Source organism: Amycolatopsis pittospori, assembly GCF_013870525.1.
In the GTDB taxonomy this organism is placed as follows: domain Bacteria; phylum Actinomycetota; class Actinomycetes; order Mycobacteriales; family Pseudonocardiaceae; genus Amycolatopsis; species Amycolatopsis pittospori.
The window spans coordinates 1-15,806 of record NZ_JACBXD010000129.1; the positions used below are offsets into that span (position 1 = coordinate 1).

The window sequence follows — 15,806 nt, forward strand, 5'->3', positions numbered from 1 at the left end:
GCGATCCCGGTGTGGCGGCGGTCGGGCTCCTGGCTCGGGGCGGCCCGTTGCCCCGGTTGCACGTCGCGGCCGTAGGCGAGGTGGCCGCGGTGCTGCTGCAGCCGCGCGACGACTCGGTGATCGCCTCGTTGCGGTCCGCCCTGGCCGACCGGGCACGCGAACGAGACACCGCCGGCGGTGTGCGGGTCGGCGTCGGCGACGCGGTTCCCGGTCTGGACGCTCGCCGATCCTGGCTCCAGGCGCGACTCGCCGAGCGGTTCGCCGTACCCGCGGCGGAACCGGTCGTGGTGCACGAAGACCTGGGCTCGCTCACGTTGCTCGCCGAGATCCCGGTCGCGCGGCTGCGCGAGCAGGACGACGTCCGGGCACTGGACGCGCTCGCCGCGACGCCGACCGGAGCGGCCGACGTCGCGGCGTTGGAAGCGTTCTGCCGCACGGGATCCTTGCGTCAGGCGGCGGTCACGCTGCACCGCCACCACAGTTCGGTGGCGGCCCGGCTGGCCCACGTCGAGGACGCCCTCGGCTGGCGGCTGGACGAGCCGGGCGATCGGTTCCGCGCCCGGCTCGCGTTGCTCGCCCGCCGCCTGGCGCAACGAGGCTAGACGTCGAGGGCCCGCCCCAGCACGGTGATCGCCTCGTTGACCTCGCGTTTGCTGATCGCGGCGTGCTCCAGTGAGGAAGATCCGTGGAACGTGCCCGGGAACAGGTGCAGTTCAGTGGTGACCCCGGAGGCGAGAAGCGTCTGGGCGTAGGCGATCCCTTCGTCGCGCAGTGGATCGAACTCCATCGCCGACACGTACGCGGGCGGCAGTCCGCTCAGGTCCACCGCCCTCGCCGGTGCCGCGTAGACGGGAACATCCGCGGTGCCGCGGACGCCTTCGCCGAGATAGCAGTCCCAGCTGATCTCGGCTCGCGGCCTGTTCCACTGTGGAGTGTCGACGAACGCCCGCATACTCGGGGTGTCCAGCCTGTCGTCGATCTCCGGTACCCCGAGGTACTGGAACAAGATCGCCGGGCCGCCGCGGTCGCGGGCCAGCAGCGCGAGTGCCGCGCACAGGCCGCCACCGGCACTGATGCCGTGGATCGCGATCCGGGCGGGGTCGACGCCCAGTTCCGCCGCGTTCTTGGCGACCCAGGTGAGTGCCGCGTAACAGTCTTCGAGCGCGGCCGGGTAGGGCGCTTCCGGGGCGAGCCGGTAGTCGACCGACACCACGACGACCCCGAGTTCCCTGGCGAAACGCACGTTGGCCGCGTGGTCGATCCCGAGGTCGCCGACGACGAACCCGCCGCCGTGGACGTCGAAGATCGCCGCCGGCGCGGTGATCCGGTCCGGCGTGTAGATCCGGATCCCGACGTCCGGGGCGCCTTCGGGGCCGGGCACTCGTTCATCGCGGATGGTGATCCCGGTGAGGTCGACCTCGCCCTGCCGCTCCGCGAGCACGGTCTTGATCAGCTCGCGGGCGGTGGGCAGGTCGTCGAGCGGAAGCCGGGGCAGCAGCGGGACGGCCGGGGCGATCTCCGGGTCGTACGCGTAGGTCATCGGTGACACTCCTGACGTGGCGTGAGGATCTGCCACCGAGTGTGGCCGCCGCGGCCGCCGGTTTTCATCCGCCACGCGTCGCGGAAGCGGGCTCTTTCACCCACCGAACGTGCGTCGAGCCGAGGTCCTCGGTCGGGACCTTGTGCGTTTCGCGTGCGGTGAGCGCGGCCGTCGCGCTGAGGAGGCAGACCGCTGCCGTGAAGATGGCGACGCCGAGCCAATCGTCCTTCCCGGAGCCGATCGCGGCGACCACACTCGGGGCGAATCCGGCGATGGCGAACCCGATCTGCGTGCCGATCGCCATCCCCGAGAGCCGGACCTTGGCGCTGAACATCTCGCCGTAGAAGGACGGCCACACACCGTTCACGCCGCTGTAGGCGACACCGAACATGATGATGCCGAGCGTGAAGATCAGCGGGTACGACCCGCTCGAAATGGACCACAGGTACGGGAAGATCAGCACCGCGCAGGCGAGACAGCCGGCGATGAACACCGGTTTGCGGCCGATCCGGTCGGAAAGCCCGGCCAGGAACGGGATCGCGGCCAGCGCGGCGACGTTGGCCAGTACGCCGACCCACAGCATCGGCCCGCGTTCCAGGCCGACGGTGTTGACGGCGTAGCTCAGTGCGTAGACGGTGAAGATCGTGCTGACGGAGGCGATCGTGGCCGCGGCGACGACGCGGAGGACGTCCTTCCAGTGGTCCCGGAACAGGACGGCGACCGGCAGCTTGGCGACCTCGGCCTTGTTCTGCTCGAACACCGGGGTTTCGTCGATCTTGCGGCGGATCACGAAGCCGACGACCACGACGACGGCGCTGCACCAGAACGGGATCCGCCAGCCCCAGGTGAGCAACTGGTCCTGGGGGAGCGCCGCGATCGGCAGGAAGACCGCGGTGGCGAGGATCTGGCCCGCCTGCGTGCCGCTGAGGGTGAAGCTCGTGTAGTAGCCCCGCCGGTGCGAGGGGGCGTGTTCCATCGACATCGAGTTGGCGCCCGCCTGCTCGCCCGCGGCCGAAAGTCCTTGCAGCAGACGGAGGACCACCAGCAGGATCGGCGCCATCACGCCGATCGAGGCGTACGTCGGCAGACAGCCGACGAGGAAGGTCGTCGCGCCCATCAGCAGCAGGGTGAAGACCAGGACCTTCTTGCGGCCGAGCCGGTCGCCGACGTGGCCGAGCACGAACGCGCCGACCGGGCGGGCGAGGTATCCGACACCGAAGGTCGCCAGCGCGAGCAGGGTTCCGGTGGCGGGGGAGGAGGCCGGGAAGAAGACCTTGTTGAACACCAGTGCCGCTGCTGTTCCGTAGATGAAGAAGTCGTAATACTCCAAGGCACTGCCGATCCAGGCGGCCAGTGCGGCCTTGCGGGGCATGCCTTGCGTGACAGGGGAGGGAGGGGCCACGTCGGTGCTCCTGAAAGTTCATACATCTATGTACGATCTAGTTAGTTAATACAGCGTGCGAGAAGCGACCCCGGTTGTCAAGAGCCGGGGTTTCAGGCCGTCAGGTACTCGATCACCAGGTCGCCCAGCATCAGGCGGTAGTGATCGCGGCGCTTCGGGTCGAGCATGTCGCGGCCGAAGATCGCGGAGAAGGTGTGCCGGTTCGCGAGGCGGAACACGCAGAACGAGCTGATCACCATATGCACGTCGAGCGCGTCGACGTCGTCGCGGAACCGGCCGGCTTCGCGGCCGCGGCCGAGGATGCGGGTGAGCACGTCGAGGGCGGGATTCGCCATGCCGGACAGCGCTTCGGACCGCGCGATGTGCTCGCCGTGGTGGATGTTCTCGATGCTCACGAGCCGGATGAAGTCCGGATTGGCCTCGTGGTGGTCGAAGGTGAGCTCGGCCAGCTGGCGGATCGCGTTCTCGGGTTCGAGGTGATCGACGTCCAGGTCCTGTTCGAGAGCGCGGATGGTGGCGTACGACCGTTCGAGCGCGGCGACGTACAGCTGTTCCTTGCCGCCGAAGTAGTAGTAGATCATCCGCTTGGTGGTGCTCGTGCGAGCGGCGATCTCGTCCACCCTGGCGCCGGCGTAGCCCTTGTCGGCGAACTCCCTGGTGGCCACCGCGAGGATTTCGGCGCGGGTGCGTTCCTTGTCGCGCTGGCGCTCGACTTCGGACGACGGTGCGGCCACCTGGCTCCCTCCGAATCGCTGGTGGAAGCCCAACTCTAGCGCAGCCCTTCTCGCGCCGGCCTGTTCGCGCTACAGTGAACTCACTAGTTCGTACATTAAGGGAGTGTTCTGGTGGCCAGCTACCTCATCGGCCTGATCGGTACCGGCATCGGGCCGTCGCTGAGCCCGGCGCTGCACGAACGGGAGGCCGACGAGCTCGGGCTGCGCTATCTCTACCGGCGGCTCGACCTCGACGCGCTGGCCCTGCCGATCGGCGAGGTGCTGGCCGCCGCTCGCACCGCCGGTTTCGACGGGCTCAACATCACGCATCCGGTGAAGCAGCGGGTGCTGCCGTACCTCGACGAGATCGCGCCGGACGCCGCGGCACTCGGCGCGGTGAACACGGTGGTGTTCCGCGAGGGACTGGCGACCGGGCACAACACCGACGCGACCGGCTTCGCCCGCAACCTCACCCTGGGCCTGCCCGACGCCGACATGGACACCGTCGTCCTGCTGGGCGCGGGCGGGGCGGGCGCGGCCGTGGCGCACGCGCTGCTCTCGCTCGGGACCGGACGGCTGATCGTCCACGACGTGGACTCCGTGCGCGCCGGGATCCTGGTGAACGCCCTGCGACGGCGGTTCGGCGACGACCGGGCTCGTTCCGGTTCCCTGGAAGACATCCGCGTCGCCGATGGCCTCGTCCACGCCACTCCGACCGGGATGGCCGCCTATCCGGGATCGCCGGTTCCCGTGGAGTTGCTGCGCTCCGGGATGTGGGTCGCCGACATCGTCTATCGGCCGCTGGAGACCACGCTGCTGAAACAGGCACGCGAGCGCGGATGCCGGACGTTGCACGGCGGCGGGATGGTCGTCCTCCAGGCCGCGGACTCGTTCCGCCTGTTCACCGGCGCCGAGCCGGACGCCGACCGCATGCTCCGGCATTTCGAAGCCCTGGAAGGGGAAACCGCGCATGCCCGGTGACACCGCCATCGCGACCGTCTGCCTGTCCGGAACGCTCGAAGACAAACTGAGCGCTGCTTCGGCGGCCGGATTCGACGGCGTCGAGATCTTCGAGAACGATCTGATCGCGTCCCGCCGGTCGCCGTCCGAGATCCGGCGGCTCTGCGCTGATCTCGGCCTGTCGATCGACCTCTACCAGCCGTTCCGCGATTTCGAGGCGGTGCCCCCGGACGTGCTCCGGGCGAACCTCCGCCGGGCGGAACGGAAATTCGACCTGATGGCCGAACTCGGCGCCGACACCGTCCTGGTGTGCTCCTCGGTCTCGCCCGACGCGGTCGATGACGACGACCTCGCCGCTTCGCAGCTCCACGAGTTGGCCTCGCTGGCCGCGACGCGGGGAATCCGCGTCGCTTACGAAGCGCTCGCCTGGGGCCGGTTCGTGAACATGTACGAGCACGCGTGGCGGATCGTGCGGCGTGCCGACCATCCGGCGCTGGGCGTCTGCCTCGACAGTTTCCACATCCTGTCGCGAGGCAGCGATCCCCGTCCGATCCGGACGATCCCGGGGGAGAAGATCTTCTTCCTCCAGCTGGCCGACGCGCCGTTGCTGGACATGGACGTACTGCACTGGAGCAGGCACCACCGCCTCTTCCCGGGACAGGGCGCGTTCGACCTGACCGCGTTCACCGGGCACGTGCTGGCCGCCGGGTATCGGGGCCCGCTGTCGCTGGAGGTCTTCAACGACGTCTTCCGGCAAGCGGACCCGCGTCCCGCCGCGGTCGATGCCATGCGTTCGCTGCTGGCGCTGCGGGAATCCCTCGGTGAGCTGGAGGTTCCTGCTCCGGCGACGCTGGGTGGCCACGCTTTCGCGGAACTGGCCGTTCCCGCCGGCTCGGAGACCGGACACGTACTCCAGGCCCTCGGTTTCTTCCGGGCCGGAACGCATCGGTCGAAGCCGGTCCAGTTGTGGCAGCGAGGTTCGGCGCGGGTGCTGGTCAACGAAACCGGCGAGGGTGGCGCGATCAGCGCCCTCGGCTTGACGAGCTCCGATCCCGCCGGATCCGCTCGCCGGGCGGAAGTGCTGCTCGCGCCGGTGCTGCCCCGGGAGCACGGCCCGGACGAGGCGGACCTGTCCGCCGTCGCGGCACCGGACGGAACCGAGATCTTCTTCTGCGGCAACGACGAGTGGCTTCACGACTTCGTGTCTTCCGGTGTCGATCCGACCGGGCCGGGCATCACCGGTATCGATCACGTCGCCCTGACCCAGCCTTTCGATCACTTCGACGAGGCTGCCCTGTTCTATCGCTCGGTCCTGGGGTTGCGGCCCGAGCCGGTCGCCGAATTCGCGGCACCGTTCGGCTTGGTGCGGAGCCGGGCGGTCGGTGATCAAGGCGTCCGACTGACCCTGGACAGCGCTCTCGTGCGACGAGGGGAGTGGGCGCCTGGAGTTCCTTCGCCGCAACACATCGCCTTCGCGTGCGAAGACGCCTTCGCCGCTGTCCGCGCCATGCGTGAGGCGGGCGCGCCGCTGCTTTCGATCCCCGGCAACTACTACGACGACCTCGAGGCAAGGTTCGATCTGCCGTTTTCCGCCGCCCTGCGGGAGAATTCGGTGCTGTACGACCGGGACGACGAGGGAGAGTTCCTGCACTTCTGCACGGAACTCGTCGGGTCTCGGGTGTTCTTCGAGGTGGTGCAACGGATCGGCGGATATCGCGGGTACGGGGTCGTGAACACGCCGGTGTACATGGCCGCGCACCGGGAACGACGGTTGACGACGGCTCAGAACCCGATCGGCAGCCCCGCGTAGTTCTCCGCCAGCCCCGCCTTGCCCGCTTCGCTCAGCGCGAGCCAGCGCAACTGCGAAAGCTGCAACTGGCGGTCGAACGGATCGCCCGATCGGTGCAGCATCGTGGTCATCCACCACGAGAAGTGCGTACACCGCCAAACCCTCCGCAACGCGGTGTCCGAGTAGGCGTCGGCGAGCGCGGAATCCTTGTCACGCACCAAAGACGCGAGTGCGGGCGCGAGGAGGGCGACGTCGGCGACGGCGAGGTTCAGGCCCTTGGCGCCGGTGGGCGGCACGATGTGGGCGGCGTCGCCGGCGAGGAACAAGCGGCCGTGCCGCATCGGCTGCTGGACGAAGCTGCGCATGGGCAGCACGCTCTTCTCCGTGATCGGCCCCGGCGTGAGCGTCCAGCCGTTCTGGCCGTGGCCGAGCCTGATCGCGAGCGCTTCCCAGATCCGGTCGTCGGACCACGTGGCGATGTCGGTGCCGTTCGGCACCTGGAGGTACAGCCGGCTCACAGTGGCCGAGCGCATCGAGTGCAGAGCGAAACCGTCGGGATGCCAGGCGTAGATGAGCTCGTCGGTCGAGGGGGCGACGTCGGCGAGCACGCCCAGCCACGAGTACGGATAAGTGCGTTCCCAGGTTTGTTTCGCGGCGTCGGGGATCGCGTTCCGACAGGGCCCGAAGGAACCGTCGCAGCCGACGACGACGTCCGCGTCGACGCGTTCCGAGACGCCGTCCGGTCCGATGAAGGTGACGTACGGCCGGTCCGTATCGAGATCGTGCACGGCGGTGTCGGCGACCTCGTACCGGATCTGCTGGCCCGCCGCCTCGCGCGCTTTGCCGAGGTCCTTGGTCACCTCGGTCTGGCCGTACACCGTGACGCTGCGCCCGACCAGGTCCACGAAGTCGAGGCGGTGCCGCTCCTCGGGCCATTGCAGGTAGATGCCGCGATGCTCGTCGCCCTCGCGATCGAGCCGCCCGGCGAGCCCGACCTCCCGGAGAAGGTCCACTGTGGACTGTTCGAGGATGCCCGCCCGGATCCGCGCCTCGACGTACTCGCGTGAGCGGGTCTCGACGATCACCGATTCGACACCCGCCAGATCCAGCAGATGCGACAGGAGCAGTCCGGCGGGTCCGGCGCCGACGATGGCGACTTGGGTACGCATGACCGGAGTCTGCGCGGCGGGCCATCGATCGCCTAGCGGGAGGTTTCACTCAGTGAAATCCGCAGGCTGCGTCCGATCCCGGCCGCGGCCACCTGCAACGCGGAGACCAGGCGGGCGCGGCCACGGCTCACGTCCGGGACGACCAGGCCGAGTGCCGCGACGACGTCGCCCGTGGCGGACGGCCTGATCGGGACCGCGACCGAGCAGGCGCCCTGGCTCATCTCCTCGACGGTCTGCGCGTAGCCGTCCCGGCGGGTGCGCCGCAGCTGCTCACGAAGCCGCCCCGGCTGCGTGATGGTGTACGGCGTGACGCGCGTCAGCGAGGTGAGCACCTGACGCTGGACGTCCTCCGGCGCCCAGGCCAGCAGCACCTTCCCGACACCGGTGGCGTGCAGCGGCAACCGCCCGCCGATCCGGCTGACCACCGGGACGGACGCGTTCCCCGAGAGCCGGTCGAGGTAGAGCACCTCGGTGCCGTCGCGTTCGGCGAGGTGCACGGTGGCGCCTGTCGCGCCGTACAGATCCTGCAGGAAGGGCGCGGCGACCTGCCGCAATTCGTACTGGACGGGGGCGAGCAGGCCGAGATCCCAGAGCCGTCTGCCGACGGTGTACCGATCGCCGCGTCTTTCCAGCGCGCCGAGCCCCACGAGCTCACGGGCGAGGCGGTGCGCGGTGGGCACCGGCAGGCCGGCGCGGGCCGCCACTTCGGTCAACGACAGCGCGTGATGGTCGGCGTCGAAGGCGCCGAGCAGGTCGAACACCCTCGACGTGACGCTCGCTCCCGGCGTGGAGAGGTTCCCGGACATCCAGCCATCTTCTCACTGAGTGAAATCAGGGGAACAGGGCCAGCCCGGCCCACAGGCCCGCGACGGCGAGCACGATGGACGCGGGCACGGTCAGCAGCCCGAGCCTGGTGAACTCGCCCAGGTCGGCCCGGGTGTCGTGCCCGTGCAGGATCCGGCGCCACAACAGCGTCGCCAGCGAGCCGACGTAGGTCAGGTTCGGCCCGAGGTTGACCCCGATCAGGACCGCGAGCACCACCGGCGTCCCACCCGCGGTGGCCAGCGGGAGCAGCACGAGCACGGCGGGCAGGTTGTTGATCAGATTGGCCAGCACGGCGGCCACCGCGGCGGCGGCGAGCAGGGCGGGGAACGTGCTCGCCGTCGGGACCAGATGGCTGAGAGCTTCGTCCAGTCCGTTGTCGACGACGGCGCGGACCACGATCGCCAGCGCGAGCACGAAAGCCAGGAACGGGATGCTCGCCGACCGCACGATCGCGGCGGGCGAGGTCCTGCGTTGCGCGAGGGCGCGACAGCCCAGGACGGCGGCACCGGCGAACGCGGCCCAGGCGGGACTGAGGTCCAGCAGCGATGTGACCACGAACCCGGCCAGGGTCAGGCCGAGCACGACCAGGACGAACGTGGGGACCTTCCGCCCCGGGGCCGCCTTCCCGCCACGCGGTTCGACGGCGAGGTCCGCGGCGAAGAACCGGCGGAAGACCAGATACTCGGTGAGGACCGCGGCCAGCCAGGGCAAGGTCATCAGCGCGGTGAACCGGAGGAACGAGATCCCGGTCGCGGCGACGGCCAGCAGGTTGGTCAGATTGGACACCGGCAGCAGCAGCGACGCCGAGTTCGCCAGATGGGTGCAGGCGTAGGCGTGCGGTTTGGCCCGCGCGCCCATCCGCGCGGCGGTGGCGAACACGACCGGGGTCAGCAGCACCACGGTGGCGTCGAGGCTGAGCACCACGGTGACCGCCGCGGCCACGGCGAACACCGCGGGCAGCAGCCGGCGCGGCTGTCCACGACCGAACCGGGCCATGAGCGACCCGGCCGCCTGGAAGAGTCCTTCGTCATCGCACAGCTTGGCCAGGACGAGCACTGCGGCGAGGAATCCGACGACGGGGGCGAGCCTGGCCACCTCGTCGACGGCGTCGGGGAACGAGATCGCCCCGGCCAGCAGGACGATCCCCGCGGCGGGGACGGCGGCGACAGCCTCCGGCAGACCGCGAGGCCGTATCACCGCGAAGGCCAGGACGACCAGCAAGAGCGCGATGGACAGCATCTCGCCAGGGATGCCAGTCAGTGCGAACCTCCTCGGTGTGAAGCCATACCCGGTGAATCTAGCCTGGGTAGGCTGGGCGTCCGGACGCCGCAAGGGAAGGGGCCTGGTGAGCGAGACGAACTGGGCGGGAAATCAGACCTTCACCGCAGAACGGATCCTTCGCCCGCGGACCGTCGAACAGGTCCAGGAAGTGGTCGCCGCCGCGACGGCGATCAAGGCGCTGGGCAGCCGTCACTGCTTCAACGACATCGCGGACTCCCCGGGCGGCGTCCAGATCGACCTCGCCGGCCTCGATCCGGTGGCCGAGCTCGACAGCGAGGCCGCGACGATCACGGTCCCGGCGGCGGCTCGCTACGGCGACATCGCCGGGCAGGTGCACGCGGCCGGGTTCGCGCTGGCCAACCTGGCTTCGCTGCCGCATTGCACGGTGGCCGGCACCGTCGCGACGGCGACCCACGGCTCCGGACGACGGAACCAGAGTCTCGCGTCGGCCGTGTCCGGTTTGGACCTGGTCACCGCGGACGGCGAGCTGAAGACGTTCTCACACCACGACGGCGTGGTCGTCGGCCTCGGCGCGCTGGGTGTGGTGACCCGGCTGACCCTCGACCTGGTGCCGGCTTTCGAACTCCGGCAGGACGTGTTCGACGGCTTGCCGTGGGAAGCCGCGTACGAGCACTTCGAGGAGATCCAGGCGGCCGGCTACAGCGTCAGCATGTTCACGAACTGGGCACGCGACACGATCGACCAGGTCTGGGTGAAGGGCCAGGGGCAGCCGGGCGCGGACTTCTTCGGGGCCAAGGCCGCGGACGGGCCGCGGCATCCGGCGCACGCCGCGGGGATCCGGGCGGACAACTGCACCCCGCAGCTCGGGGTACCCGGGCCGTGGCACGAACGGATCCCGCATTTCCAGCTCGACTTCACGCCCAGCGTCGGCGAGGAACTGCAGACCGAATACTTCGTCCCCATCGGACACGCGGTCGCGGCGATGGAGGCACTGCGCGGCATCGGGCACCGGCTCGCGCCCGTGCTGCTCACCTCCGAGATCCGCACGGTCGCGGCGGACGACCTGTGGCTCAGCCCGTTCCACGGCGGCGACCGGATGGCGCTGCACTTCACCTGGCGGCCGGAGCAGGACGCGGTCCGCGCGCTGCTGCCGGTGATGGAGGAAGCCCTGGCACCGTTCGAAGTCCGGCCGCACTGGGGGAAGCTCTTCCACCAGGCCGCGGACTACCCGCGCCTGGCCGATTTCCGCGCGCTGGCCGTCGACCTGGATCCGGACGGCAAGTTCCGGAGCCCGTTCGTGCGGCGGCACGTGTTCGGGGAGCGCTAGTCCGACTGCGACCAGGCCGCCACGGGCAGAGAGAGGTACACGCCGACGTCGTCGATCCCGGTCGCGGACTCGATGCTCGTGCGCAGGAGATCCACTCGCTCCTGGCGGTTGTCCGCCCGGCTCGGGAACCACTTGGACCGGACCTCGACGAGGAGGTCCAGACCGAAGCGATCGAACGGGCCCGGCTGCCGGAAGCGCAGCTCCACGTCGCCTGGCTGCAGGTCACCGTCGTAAGGCTCCTCGGGGCATTCCACCGCGACGGACACGAGGTGCGGCAGGACCGAACCCAGTTCGCGCAGCTTGTCTTCGGAAAGGTGAGGCGCGTAAGTGATTTCCACGAGTGGCACGACGACGAGCTTAGGGCAGAAGGACTGCTATCGTCGTGGCAGTTGCTTGCTCGTACGGGCGGATCCCCGGTAGCTGCACAGGCCTTGGACCGAAAACGTGGTCCACGCCACGAAAGTCCTCCCAGATCCGCGCGTTCTCCCGAGGAGCGGCCATGTCCCTTCCCCTCGCCCGTCGTATGGACGGCGTCACCAGCTCTCCCGTTCGCGACCTGCTCGCGCTCACCGCCCGTCCGGGCGTGATCTCCTTCGCCGGCGGCATGCCCGCACCCGAACTGTTCGATGTGGACGGCCTCCGCGCCGCCTTCGACCGAGCGCTCGACGGCGATTCCGCCCGCCGCACCCTGCAGTACTCACCCACGGAAGGGAATCCGCTGCTGCGCGACCTGCTCGCCACACGGCTCACCGGACGTGGACTCCCGACCACTGTGGACGATCTGCTGGTGACCACCGGCTCCCAGCAAGGACTGCAGTTGCTGAGCACCGCGTTGCTCGACCCCGGCGCCGTCGTGCTGGTGGAGCAGCCGGCGTATCTGTCCGCCTTGCAGTGCTTCCAGCTCGCCGAGGCGAGGATCGTGCCCGTTCCCGGTGACGAGGAAGGGATCGACCCGGCCGCGCTGGACGAGATCGCGGCTCGGGAACGCCCATCGCTGCTTTACGTCGTCCCCACGTTCTCCAATCCGTCCGGCCGCACGATCAGTCCCGGACGGCGTCGCGCGCTGGCCGAAGTCATCACACGCCACGGGTTCTGGCTCGTCGAGGACGACCCGTACCACGAACTGCGGTATCGCGGCGAACGCGAAGAACCGATGTCGGCGCGCCCGGAACTCGCCGAACGCTCGGTCTATCTCGGCAGTTTCTCGAAGGTGATCGCGCCCGGAATGCGGCTGGGCTGGCTCCGAGCGCCACGGGAACTCCTGCGCCGCGTCGCGATCCTCAAGCAGGCGAGCGATCTGCACACTTCGACCATCGATCAGGCCGCCGCGGCCGAATACCTGGCCTCCGCGGATCTGGACGCACACGTCCGGCGACTGTGCGAGACCTACCGCGTGCGACGCGACGCCATGCTGGCCGAACTTCCCGCGATCAGCCCGCCCGGGACCGCGTGGACCGATCCCGACGGCGGGATGTTCGTGTGGGTCACCCTTCCCGACGGCGCGGACACCGACCTGCTGCTGCCCGAGGCGCTCCGCCACGACGTCGCGTTCGTGCCGGGCTCGGCGTTCCAGGTGGGGAAGCCGGACCGGTCGGCGCTGCGGCTGTCGTTCGCCGCGCACGCACCGGAGACGATCGCCGAAGGGCTGCGGCGGCTGGGGAAGTCGCTGGTCTAGCGTCAGCCGTTCCCCGCGTCGTCCCTTGAGGGCGACCACGCGGTGATCAACGCCGCCATCTTGTCCGGTTGGTCCTCGGCCGTGTACACGTAGCTGTCGGAGACGGTCTCGAGCGGCGTGTCCAACCGCTCGGCGAACCGTCGTGCGTGGGCGAGTGGGAACACCCGGTCTTCCTCGGCCCAGGCCAGCAGAACCGGCTTGGCGAACTGGATGGTGAGGCGGGCGGCAGCGTCCCGGCTGTAGTGCGCCGAGACGCTGCCGATCGCCTTCCGGCCGTCGTGCCGGATGGCGGGATCGTCGAGGACCGGGCCGATGAAGCTTTCCATGGCCCGCGTGTCGATCGGGTACTTCGCCATCCAGCCGTAGGTGTTGCGCCAGCGCCAGGTGCGGTGGAGCCGTAACGCCTGGTAGAGCGCCCGGTACGTCGCCGGATGGGCGGCCGTCGCCTTGAGTATCCTGAACCCGCCGGGCGTGGGCGGCCAGGAGCATTCCGGTGTCTCGCAACTGTTGAGGACGAGGCGCGCGATCCGGTCCGGAAAAGTCGTCGCGGCGATCTGGCTGTAGGCGCCGCCGGAGTCGTTGCCGACCAGCGTGACGTCGACCAGATCGAGCGCGTCGAGGAACTGCCCGATCACGGCGGCCATTCCGGGCGGGGTCAGATCCGCGTCCGGACGCATCGGCACGAGATGGGCGCCGAGCGGCCAGTCCGGCGTGATGCACCGGAAGGCGGGGGAGAGGAGCGGGACGAGGGCCCGCCAGAGGTTCGCGTTCACCAGGTAGCCGTGGACGAAGACGAGCGTCGGCCCCGTTCCGGTCTCGTGATAGCGCAGGGGTCCGGAGGGGAGCTCGACCTGTTTCGCGGCGCCGAGCCGGGGATCCCGCCAGCTTCGACCTGCCCAGCCTGTCATGCGGTCCTCCGTCCGGAGTTCTTGTAATCGTTGCAAGAACCCTAGCGCGGTTCTTGCAACGATTACAAGAACCGCTAGGATCACAGTTGTGGACCCGCGCAAGGAACGGACCATCGCCGCGCTGCTGCAGGCCGCGGACGAGATCTTCCGCGAACGACCCGTCGACGAGGTCACCGTCGAAGAGATCGCCGAGCGCGCCGGTGTCGCTGTCGGTTCCCTCTACAACCACTTCGGATCGAAGGCCGGCTTGCACGCGGCGGTGGTCGAGCGGGCGCTGCGCGTCGACCGCGAGCATATGGATCGCGCCTACGCCCAGGGCCGGACGCCGATCGAGCAGATCCACGCCGCGGCGGAGGAGTACCTGGCGTTCTACCTCGCCAACCCCGACTACTTCCGGATGCTGGCGTTCCCCCGCGAGCCCGGCCAGTACGCGGCGGGCCGCGAACTCTCCGAACGGCTCGCCGCCTCGGTGGCCGAGCAGAACGCGCGGCTCGTGCGTGCCCTGCGCGAAGGGGTGGAGGCAGGCGAACTGCGGGACGTCGACCCCGAAGAGGTCGCGACCGTGCTGTGGGCGGCGTGGAACGGGATCATCAGCCTCGGTTGGCGTCCGGATGCCCTGCGGTGCGACGAAGAACAGCTTCGGAGGCTGCTCACGGCGGCGACGGAGATCGCGGCGAACGGCCTGCTCGTGAGCTAGCACTTTTGGCGCAACCGGTCATGTGCGGGCGCGTCCGATTGCGACCTAGGCGAACGTGGGTATGCCGAAGGGCCCGTCGCCGGTTCGGTGGCGGGCTCTTCGGTTCCTGCGGTCAAGCGGCGGCGCGGTGGAGGGTGTTGCGCCGGGGATGTCGTAACGGGTCTCGGTATTGGGGTGGGATGAACTCCGGTAACCCGTCGGAGGCCATGCGGACTTCCCAATCGCCGTGGTGGATCAGGCGGTGGTGGAAGCCGCAGAGCAAGACGAGGTTCCGGAGATCGGTCCTTCCGCCGTCCGCCCAGTGATGGATATGGTGTGCGTGACAGTTCTTCGGTCGCCGATGACAGCCCGGGAACGCACAGCCGCCGTCGCGGATGTTCAACGCCCGCCGCTGGCCCGGAGTCACGAACCGTCGGAGCCGCCCCACATCAAGCGGTTCTCCCGCGGCGTTCAACACGACGGGCAGCATGAGACAGTCGCACGCGGCCATCCGCGCCTCGCGGGCCGTCATCTCCCCGACATAGTCCAGGCAGGCTTTCCCGATCCCGGTCTTCAACTCGTCGAGACCGACGGTCACGTGGATCAGGGTCCGGTAGCCGCTGGTGCCGGGCTGATCCGGGCAGGCGATCGCGAGATCCAGCAGTTCCGCCCACGCGTCACCTTGCCGTTCCGCTTTGGTGCGGAAGTCGGCCTGGCCGAACTCGTCGACAGGGCGGGGTTTGGCGTAGGCCTCGATCGCGGCCGCGGTGCGGGCGCCGAGTTCGTCGTCGAGGAGGCCTTTGATCTTCCAGAAGCCGTCTTTGCGGCGTTCCACGGTGAGTTCACGGCGCGGTTCGGCGGGTTCGGGATCCTTCGGTTCTGCGCCGTCGGGATCCAGCAAGCCCAGCAGGGTGCCCCCGAGTTCGGAGACCTCCCCGGGACCGGCATTCCGAGCGAGGTCGGCGAGCCTCGTGTCGGCGAACCCTCGATCCTCGGCCGACACCTCGGCCGGGATCTCTCTCAAGATCCCCAGGACCTGCTTGATCCGTTCCTGCCCGATCGCACCCTCGGCCGCCGCAGCAGCCGTAGCCGGTGCGAACGCCGGAACCTCACGACCATCCAACGCACGCGTCGGATTCAAATCGATGGCCTGATTCACATACGGACGCGCCTCAGTCTGAGACAAACCGGCGACATCGGCGAACCACGCCAACGTCGTCCCATGCCCATACAAATCCTTACAGCCCCGAGACTCGATCTCCGCCAAATACCGGCCCAAACCAGCAGAGGCGACCCGCATCACCTGCAAGAACTGCTGCACGCCGTGGGCAAGCTCCAGCTTGCCGGCGCGCCACAACTCCTGCGGCAACTCGGGAAGGAACGTCGTCTCGGACACGCCCCAAGAATACCAAAACCTGTCGAACATGTGTTCGTAATTTTAGACCACATTTGAAAGTGGTCCGAATAACCCTGAAGGGTGATTTCGGCACAACCGAATAACTATGGGCAGGCAATCGGTCCAGCTGCCTCGTCTGGGTCTCGACGGAAGTGTTGCGAAAGCCACTTTCGCAACCTTCAAC

15 protein-coding genes are annotated in these 15,806 nt (G+C 69.0%); 6 read left to right on the forward strand and 9 right to left on the reverse strand.

Annotated features, from left to right (window positions below):
• A partial coding sequence (locus H5J31_RS37250; RefSeq protein WP_181777359.1) for a helix-turn-helix domain-containing protein occupies positions 1-602 on the forward strand: 602 nt, incomplete at its 5' end.
• Here the strand turns inward: H5J31_RS37250 and H5J31_RS37255 are convergent.
• The 3 genes from H5J31_RS37255 to H5J31_RS37265 all read right to left on the reverse strand — a co-directional run bounded on the left by H5J31_RS37255 (position 599) and on the right by H5J31_RS37265 (position 3,676).
• Complete coding sequence (locus H5J31_RS37255; RefSeq protein WP_181777360.1) at positions 599-1,540, reverse strand: alpha/beta hydrolase; 942 nt, start codon at positions 1,538-1,540, stop codon at positions 599-601. The genes H5J31_RS37250 and H5J31_RS37255 overlap by 4 nt on opposite strands.
• A gap of 64 nt (positions 1,541-1,604) precedes the next feature.
• The gene (locus H5J31_RS37260) at positions 1,605-2,912 is read right to left on the reverse strand and encodes an MFS transporter (RefSeq protein ID WP_181777372.1); all 1,308 of its coding nucleotides are present in this window, start codon (positions 2,910-2,912) and stop codon (positions 1,605-1,607) included.
• A 122-nt stretch (positions 2,913-3,034) separates the two neighbouring features.
• Positions 3,035-3,676, reverse strand: a complete 642-nt coding sequence (locus H5J31_RS37265; RefSeq protein ID WP_181777361.1) for a TetR/AcrR family transcriptional regulator — start codon at positions 3,674-3,676, stop codon at positions 3,035-3,037.
• A 111-nt stretch (positions 3,677-3,787) separates the two neighbouring features.
• Here H5J31_RS37265 and H5J31_RS37270 point away from each other — a divergent pair, with 111 nt between their 5' ends.
• On the forward strand, positions 3,788-4,636 hold the full coding sequence (locus tag H5J31_RS37270) for a shikimate dehydrogenase (RefSeq protein WP_181777362.1): 849 nt from the start codon (positions 3,788-3,790) through the stop codon (positions 4,634-4,636).
• Entirely contained in the window at positions 4,626-6,425 is a 1,800-nt protein-coding gene (locus H5J31_RS37275; protein ID WP_181777363.1) for a bifunctional sugar phosphate isomerase/epimerase/4-hydroxyphenylpyruvate dioxygenase family protein, read from the forward strand. The genes H5J31_RS37270 and H5J31_RS37275 overlap by 11 nt, the downstream gene beginning before the upstream one ends.
• On the opposite strand, the gene H5J31_RS37280 is transcribed toward H5J31_RS37275, so the two are convergent.
• Genes H5J31_RS37280 through H5J31_RS37290 form a run of 3 tightly spaced genes read right to left on the reverse strand, consistent with a single transcriptional unit; the run spans position 6,398 to position 9,637 of the window.
• Complete coding sequence (locus tag H5J31_RS37280) at positions 6,398-7,573, reverse strand: 4-hydroxybenzoate 3-monooxygenase (protein ID WP_181777364.1); 1,176 nt, start codon at positions 7,571-7,573, stop codon at positions 6,398-6,400. The genes H5J31_RS37275 and H5J31_RS37280 overlap by 28 nt on opposite strands.
• A 32-nt stretch (positions 7,574-7,605) precedes the next feature.
• A complete protein-coding gene (locus tag H5J31_RS37285) occupies positions 7,606-8,379 on the reverse strand; it encodes an IclR family transcriptional regulator (protein ID WP_181777365.1) in 774 nt (257 codons plus the stop codon).
• Positions 8,380-8,404: 25 nt separating this feature from the next.
• Positions 8,405-9,637, reverse strand: coding sequence for an SLC13 family permease (locus tag H5J31_RS37290; RefSeq protein WP_181777366.1), 1,233 nt, complete (start codon positions 9,635-9,637; stop codon positions 8,405-8,407).
• A gap of 106 nt (positions 9,638-9,743) precedes the next feature.
• On the opposite strand from H5J31_RS37290, the gene H5J31_RS37295 reads away from it, so the two are divergent.
• Positions 9,744-10,967, forward strand: coding sequence for an FAD-binding protein (locus tag H5J31_RS37295; RefSeq protein WP_328701711.1), 1,224 nt, complete (start codon positions 9,744-9,746; stop codon positions 10,965-10,967).
• Here the strand turns inward: H5J31_RS37295 and H5J31_RS37300 are convergent.
• Positions 10,964-11,314, reverse strand: a complete 351-nt coding sequence (locus H5J31_RS37300) for a hypothetical protein (protein WP_181777368.1) — start codon at positions 11,312-11,314, stop codon at positions 10,964-10,966. The two genes, H5J31_RS37295 and H5J31_RS37300, sit on opposite strands and share 4 nt — an antisense overlap.
• Positions 11,315-11,466: 152 nt before the next feature.
• Between H5J31_RS37300 and H5J31_RS37305 the strand changes: the two genes are divergently transcribed.
• Positions 11,467-12,642 (forward strand): aminotransferase-like domain-containing protein, encoded by a 1,176-nt coding sequence (locus tag H5J31_RS37305; protein ID WP_236005619.1) that lies wholly within the window; start codon positions 11,467-11,469, stop codon positions 12,640-12,642.
• A 2-nt stretch (positions 12,643-12,644) separates the two neighbouring features.
• Here the strand turns inward: H5J31_RS37305 and H5J31_RS37310 are convergent, their stop codons facing one another.
• Positions 12,645-13,550, reverse strand: a complete 906-nt coding sequence (locus H5J31_RS37310) for an alpha/beta fold hydrolase (protein ID WP_181777369.1) — start codon at positions 13,548-13,550, stop codon at positions 12,645-12,647.
• 88 nt (positions 13,551-13,638) lie between these two features.
• On the opposite strand from H5J31_RS37310, the gene H5J31_RS37315 reads away from it, so the two are divergent.
• Positions 13,639-14,247: a TetR/AcrR family transcriptional regulator gene (locus tag H5J31_RS37315; RefSeq protein ID WP_181777370.1), complete on the forward strand. Its 609-nt coding sequence runs from the start codon at positions 13,639-13,641 to the stop codon at positions 14,245-14,247.
• Between the two features lie 112 nt (positions 14,248-14,359).
• Here H5J31_RS37315 and H5J31_RS37320 read toward each other — a convergent pair whose 3' ends face one another.
• Positions 14,360-15,622, reverse strand: coding sequence for an HNH endonuclease signature motif containing protein (locus H5J31_RS37320; protein WP_328701712.1), 1,263 nt, complete (start codon positions 15,620-15,622; stop codon positions 14,360-14,362).
• Positions 15,623-15,806: the final 184 nt, after the last annotated feature.

Coding starts and splice junctions, on each gene's coding strand:
- H5J31_RS37255 (WP_181777360.1), bottom strand. CDS start 1,540: ATGACCTACGCGTACGACCCGGAGATCGCCCCGGCCGTCCCGCTGCTG.
- H5J31_RS37260 (WP_181777372.1), bottom strand. CDS start 2,912: ATGCCCCGCAAGGCCGCACTGGCCGCCTGGATCGGCAGTGCCTTGGAG.
- H5J31_RS37275 (WP_181777363.1), top strand. CDS start 4,626: ATGCCCGGTGACACCGCCATCGCGACCGTCTGCCTGTCCGGAACGCTC.
- H5J31_RS37280 (WP_181777364.1), bottom strand. CDS start 7,573: ATGCGTACCCAAGTCGCCATCGTCGGCGCCGGACCCGCCGGACTGCTC.
- H5J31_RS37285 (WP_181777365.1), bottom strand. CDS start 8,379: ATGTCCGGGAACCTCTCCACGCCGGGAGCGAGCGTCACGTCGAGGGTG.
- H5J31_RS37290 (WP_181777366.1), bottom strand. CDS start 9,637: ATGCTGTCCATCGCGCTCTTGCTGGTCGTCCTGGCCTTCGCGGTGATA.
- H5J31_RS37305 (WP_236005619.1), top strand. CDS start 11,467: ATGTCCCTTCCCCTCGCCCGTCGTATGGACGGCGTCACCAGCTCTCCC.
- H5J31_RS37310 (WP_181777369.1), bottom strand. CDS start 13,550: ATGACAGGCTGGGCAGGTCGAAGCTGGCGGGATCCCCGGCTCGGCGCC.